Origin of the sequence: Streptomyces sp. JJ38 (assembly GCF_019303475.1) — a bacterium.
Lineage (GTDB): Bacteria > Actinomycetota > Actinomycetes > Streptomycetales > Streptomycetaceae > Streptomyces.
On record NZ_JABLSI010000116.1, the window covers coordinates 1 to 261 of the forward strand.

1 protein-coding gene is annotated in these 261 nt (G+C 73.6%); it reads left to right on the top strand.

The window, feature by feature from the left end; genetic code table 11:
* A partial coding sequence (locus HPT28_RS26495) for a hypothetical protein (protein WP_219094511.1) occupies positions 1-261 on the top strand: 261 nt, incomplete at both ends.

Genomic DNA, 261 nt, shown 5'->3' on the forward strand with positions numbered 1-261 from the left:
ACGCCTCACCCAACACCTCCACACCCACCCCGAACTGGCACCAGCCGACGTGGCCGGTGCGCTGGCCACGACGCGCGCGACCTTCGAGCACCGCGCCGTGATCGTGGGCGAGGGGCGGGACGATCTCCTCAGCGGCCTGGCGGCCGTGGCCGAAGGCACCCCGTCGGGCCGTGTCGTGCTGGGACGCGCCGCGCGTGCGGCATCGTCCGGTGGGCGGACGGCGTTTCTGTTCTCGGGTCAGGGGAGTCAGCGTCCGGGCAT